This is a genomic window from Rhodococcus sp. P3_B8 (assembly GCF_056402775.1).
Genome location: NZ_JBFUGT010000375.1, coordinates 1 through 5,583, shown reverse-complemented (window position 1 = coordinate 5,583; position 5,583 = coordinate 1). Strand labels below are relative to the sequence as shown.

The 5,583-nt window shown below is 68.9% G+C and carries 4 protein-coding genes; 1 reads left to right on the top strand and 3 read right to left on the bottom strand.

All coding sequences use genetic code 11. The features are described from left to right. The coding region (locus AC1D1G_RS40685; RefSeq protein ID WP_477956435.1) for a thioesterase domain-containing protein at nucleotides 1-1,532 on the top strand (1,532 nt) is incomplete at its 5' end. 4 nt (nucleotides 1,533-1,536) lie between these two features. Here AC1D1G_RS40685 and AC1D1G_RS40680 read toward each other — a convergent pair. The 3 genes from AC1D1G_RS40680 to AC1D1G_RS40670 form a co-directional block, all read right to left on the bottom strand. Further along, nucleotides 1,537-2,778 (bottom strand): amidohydrolase, encoded by a 1,242-nt coding sequence (locus AC1D1G_RS40680; protein WP_477956434.1) that lies wholly within the window; start codon nucleotides 2,776-2,778, stop codon nucleotides 1,537-1,539. A gap of 35 nt (nucleotides 2,779-2,813) precedes the next feature. After that, the gene (locus tag AC1D1G_RS40675) at nucleotides 2,814-4,250 is read right to left on the bottom strand and encodes an amidohydrolase (RefSeq protein ID WP_283352058.1); all 1,437 of its coding nucleotides are present in this window, start codon (nucleotides 4,248-4,250) and stop codon (nucleotides 2,814-2,816) included. A 35-nt stretch (nucleotides 4,251-4,285) separates the two neighbouring features. Further along, nucleotides 4,286-5,583 (bottom strand): MFS transporter (locus tag AC1D1G_RS40670; RefSeq protein ID WP_477956433.1); only part of this gene is annotated, 1,298 nt, incomplete at its 5' end.

Genomic DNA, 5,583 nt, shown 5'->3' with positions numbered 1-5,583 from the left:
GTCCGGCGCTGGCGCGGGGGTATCGGAACCGGTCGGGGTTGACGGCGGGGCGGTTCGTTGCGGATCCGTTCGGTGGGCCGGGGGATCGGATGTATCGGACGGGGGATGTGGTGCGGTGGCGGCGTTCGGAGGGTGGGCCGGTGCTCGAGTATGTGGGTCGCTCGGATTTTCAGGTGAAGATTCGTGGTTTCCGCATCGAACTCGGCGAAATCGAATCGGCCCTCCTCGGATACCCCGGTATCGATCGCGCCGTCGTGAACACCAGCGGCGACCGGTTGGCCGGCTACGTGGTCCCCGCTGCGGGTTCGCTGCTGGACACGTCCGCGGTCCTGGCGCACGCCCGTGCGCGGTTGGCCCCGCACATGGTCCCCGCGACCGTGACGGTCCTCGACGCCGTGCCGGTCACCGCGAACGGGAAACTCGACCGCGCCGCCCTGCCGGAGCCGGACTTCACCGCGGCGCGCGCCGCGTACCGGGCACCGCGCAACGCGACCGAGGAGGTGGTGGCCGCCGCGTTCGCCGAGGGGCTCGGGCTGGACCGGGCCGGGCTCGACGACAACTACTTCACCCTCGGCGGTACGTCGCTCACCGCGACGAGCGTGATCGCCCGGATTGCCGAATCGTCTCCGCGCGCCGTGCCGGTGCAGTGGATCTTCACCCATCCGACGCCGGAAGCCCTGGCGCACATGATCGCCACGGCGCCGGAGGACTCCCGGGCGGAGGATGCCGCCGACCCGTCGCTCGACGTGCTGCTGCCGCTGCGAACCACCGGAACCGGCAACCCGGTGTTCTGCATCCATCCCGCGATCGGGTTGGCCTGGTGCTTCACCGGGCTGGTGCAGTACCTCGGTGACCGCCCGGTGTACGGGCTGCAATCCCCTGCGCTGACCGACCCCGACCTGCAGGTCGACTCCTTGGAGGATCTCGCCGCCCGATACGTCCAGCGGATCCGCTCGGTGCAGCCGCACGGCCCGTATCACCTGGTCGGCTACTCGGTCGGTGGTCAGATCGCCCATGAGATGGCGGTGCAGCTCACGGAGGGCGGCGACGAGGTGGCCACCCTCGCGATGCTCGACACACACCTGACAGGAGGATACGGTCTCACAACGGAAAAGCCCACCGTGGCTGCACTTCTGGCGGAGTTCGGCGCGGTGGTCCCGGGTGACGCGGATGCGGCGGCGACCACGGATCGCGCGGTGGAGGTGCTGCGCCGCACCGGCGGACTGTTCGCCGCCGTGACCGCGGACGACCTCGACGCCGTCCACCGGGTATTCACCCAGACGGTCGACCTCGCCCTCGCGCACCGCCCGTCGACACCGATCGGCCTCGATCTGCTGTTCTTCGGTGCGGCGGACTCTGTGGATGCCCCCACCGGCGTCTCCGCGTGGAGGCCCCACATCAGCGGTGAGATTATCGAACACGCCGTTCCCGTATCGCACCAGCAGATGACGAGTCCGGAAGCGCTCGCCGGCATCGGCCCCGTCCTCGCACAGCACGTGACGCTCGCCGAGCGCCGGCTCGCCTTGTCCTAGGCGATCACGCCCAGGAGGCGCGCCGGGTGAACCCCTCCGGCCGTTCCGCCTGCAGACGCAGCAACTCCCCGCGGACCTCGGTGTCCAGTGCGATGTCGAGGACCGTCCACGCCAGCGCTGTCGCACCGTCGAGGATCGCGGCATCGGCGGCGGGACTGGCTGCGGCGTCGGCGAAGTCGGCGTTGTGCGGGATCGCGGTGCTGCCGAGCACCGCGATCGCGGGATGGATGGACGGCACGACCTGCGACACGTTGCCCATGTCGCTGGAGCCTCCGCCGAGTGAGGCGGACGTGAGTTCGCGACCGGTGGCCTGCAGGTTCTCGTCCCAGATCGCCGCGAGCACCGGGTTCTGGACCATCGGCGCGTAGGGCGGCTCCGTGGCCGCGTACGTCCACTCGCATCCGGTGGCGAGTGCGCCCGCTTCGAAGCAGGCGAGCACACGCTCTTTCACCTCGCGCCACTCACCGATCTCCGGTGCCCGCACCTCGACCTGCACCACCGTCCTGGCCGGAATGATGTTGGTGACGTCTCCTCCGTGCGATACGAACGCGTTGACGCGTGTCTTCGCCCGGAACTGCTGGCGGACCAGCCCGATGGCGTTCAGGGCGATCGTCGCCGCGGCACCGGCATTGATCCCGTGCTCGGGTGCGCCGGCGGCATGTGCGGCGCGGCCAGTGAACGTTACCTCGAATCGATCGACCGCCTGCATCCACAGCGAGGAGCAGGGCATGTCCGTCCCCGATGCACCGTGAACCATCAGCGACAGCGCCGCGTCCTCCCACGCACCGGCTTCGAGCATCGGGATCTTGCCGCCGCCGTGCTCCTCGGCGGGTGTGCCCAGCAGTTTGATCCGGAGACCGGCGTCGTCGGCGACCGCCGCGAGCGCGAGGGCCGCACCCACTCCGGCGGCCGCGATCATGTTGTGGCCGCAGGCGTGCCCGACTTCGGGCAGTGCGTCGTATTCGGCGCAGATCGCGACGRTGAGGTCGCCGGTCCCGTAGACCGCTTCGACGGCCGTGTCGAGCCCGTAGACGCCGACGGTGGTGTCGAAGCCCGCTTTCCGGAGTGCGTCCCCGACGAGGCCGGCGGCGCGGTGCTCCTCGAACGCGATCTCGGGGGTGTCGTGAATGCGGTGGCTGAGTTCGAGCAGCTCCTTCTCGCGATTCCGGACTACCTGCGCCGCAACATCCTTCAATGCTGCTGTGCGCGGCTCGGTGGTGTCGCCGACGGGGGTGGCGAGCGTCATGTGGGTGGTCCTTCCTGGTGGTTGCGAATGGGTGGTCAGACGGCGACGGCGGCGCCGCGCAGGGGCGGGGCGATGACCCCGTCGGGAAGCGGGGAGTCGTAGGGGGTCTCGGAGGTGCGGGAGGTGAACTCCTTGCGCGCCGAGGCCAGCAGTTCGGCGTCCGTCAGCAGGTCCGCCGCGGTCGCGGCCATGATCTTGGCGGCGTGGATCATCCCCTTGTGTGCGGCGGGAAGCTTGCCCTGGGCGACCATCTGCCACGAGTGGGCGGCAGTGCCGACGGCGACGCACGCCGTGGCGCACTGTACGAGGGGTGTCACCCGGCTGACGTCACCGAGGTCGCTGGACCCGGTCAGCGTCGGACGTGGCGTCCGCGCGTCGAACGTGATGATGTCGGTGTGCAGAGGGCTTCCGTCGCCCTCGAACTCACCGCCGAGGGTGCTCGCCGTGCGTCCCGACGTAGTCTCGGTGATGAACGCCGATGCGGACTCGAGGTCGCCGGCGTCGAAGGGAACCGGTCCGAGCTCGCGGAGCCGCTCCTGCATCGAATCCTCGAGGACGACATTCGGCAGGATGTCCGAGCATCCGCCGTCGATCTCGATCTCGACCGTGGTCTCGGTCATCAGCGCGGCGCCTTCGGCGATCTTCGTCACACGGGCGAACAGCTCGCGCATGCCGGCCACATCCGGCGACCGCACAAGGTAGTACGCCTCGGCGCTCGCCTGGACCACGTTGGGTGAGCGACCACCGGTGTCCAGGATCGCGTAATGGATCCGGCAGTCCGAGGGCATGTGCTCACGCAGGAAGTTCGTGCCGACGTTCATCAGCTCGAGCGCGTCGAGAGCGCTGCGGCCGCGCTCGGGGGACACGCCTGCGTGGGAGGCGATGCCGGTGAAGCGGACGTAGGCCTGGATGTAGGCGAGTGTGCGGATTCGTTGCACGGTGGTGGTGTCGCCGGGGTGCCACGACACGGCGGCGTCGACGTCGGCGAACGCACCCTCCTTCACCATGAACGTCTTTCCGGCGGCGGCCTCTTCGGCGGGGCATCCGTAGTAGCGGACGGTTCCCGGGAGGCCGTTCGCGTCGAGGTAGCGCTTGACGGCGGTCGCGGCCAGGAGCGAACCACCACCGAGAAGGTGATGTCCGCAGCCCTGCCCGTTGCCGGTTTCGTTGCCGGGCTCCGGTTCCGGCACGGCACTTCCCGACTTCTGACTGAGCCCGGCGAGGGCGTCGTATTCGCCGACGATCGCGATCACCGGCGTACCACTTCCGGCTTCGGCGCTGAACGCGGTCGGGATACCGGCCACCGCCCGGCTGACAATGAATCCCTCGGCCTCCGCGACGGCGATCTGCGCATCGACGGAAGCGTGTTCTTCCCATCGCAATTCGGGGTTGTTCCAGATGGCGTCGCTCAATGCGGTGTACTGCGGGCCGAGTTCGTCGATGGTGCCGAGGAGGTATGGATCGACAGACACTTCGATATCCTTTCGTTCGGTGTTCAGGAGAGATGTCAGGCGTGCACTTGCTGGTCGTCGGCAAGTGGGGCTGTGTCGTTCTCGGTGACGTCCGCCGGCGAGTGGAGTTTCAGTGCCAGGACAGCGGTGAGGGCGCACAGTGCCGCACACACTGCCCACACCACGTGATAGGCGCCCACCGAGGGGATCTGCTTGGCACCGGCGGTGAGTGCCGGGGTGATCATCGATGACATCACGAGGGCGAACACGGCCCCGGCTACGGCTCCCGCCGCGGTGCGGGATGTGTTGTAGAGGCCGGATGCGATACCGACCGAATCCGGTGGGGCCTGCTGCACGATGACGGTGGGCAGCACCCCGACCACGACGCCGCCGCCCATTCCCGCGACGACGAGCCACAGAGTGAACAGGGCGACGTTCCCCGGGACGACGATCATCAGGATGTAGGAGGCCGCCGCGAGGACCGCACCCAGTGCGAGCGATCCGGGCACGGTGGCGGAACGGGCGAGCCGGTCGCTCGTGGCCGCACCGACGAACATCGCGAGAGCGAACAGCGCCAGGATCAGGCCGGTCATCGACGCGGTGACGCCGAGCCCGTAACCGTTGGTCTCCGGCGTGGCGCGGAGGAAGAGGGCGCTGGGGGTCTGGACACCGAACAGTTGGGCGCCGAACAGCATTGCCATCAACATGGGCACCCGCATGCCTCGTCCGACCACGTCGAGGTCCACGAGCGGATGCCGGACCTGTCGTTCCACGAACACCCACACGACGAGAACCGCAGCCCCGACCCCGATGGCCGCCCACGTCAGGGTGCTCGTCCAGCCCCAGGTGTTGGCGTTGGAGACACCACCGAGCACCCCGAGCAGACCGACCGTCAGCAGGACCGCGCCGGTCCAGTCGACGGTGCCCGACTTGCGCACCGTCGTCTCCGGGACGAGGAAGTAGACCACCGCAAGGCAGATCGTCATGAGGATGGCGGGCACGAGCAACACAACACTCACGTCGCCGATCACCGAGTCGAGCAGGAAACCCGAGAGCAGGCCGCCGACGGCGGCACCCAGTGTCAGCGACCCCACCAGTCTGCCGATGCTCCGGCCCGCCGTGGCCGGGTTGCGGTCCCGCACGATCGCGAACTCGAGTGGCAGGAACGCCGCGAGCGGTGCCTGCAACGCCCGGCCGACGAGCAGCAGTTCGAACGACGGCGCGAACGCGACGAGGAACGAACCGAGCGCGACGGACGCGGTCGCGACGACGAGAAGCCGTTTGTGCCCGAAGAGGTCACCGAGTTTGGCGATCAGTGGGACGCAGGCGGCCGTCCCCAGCAGATACATTGCGC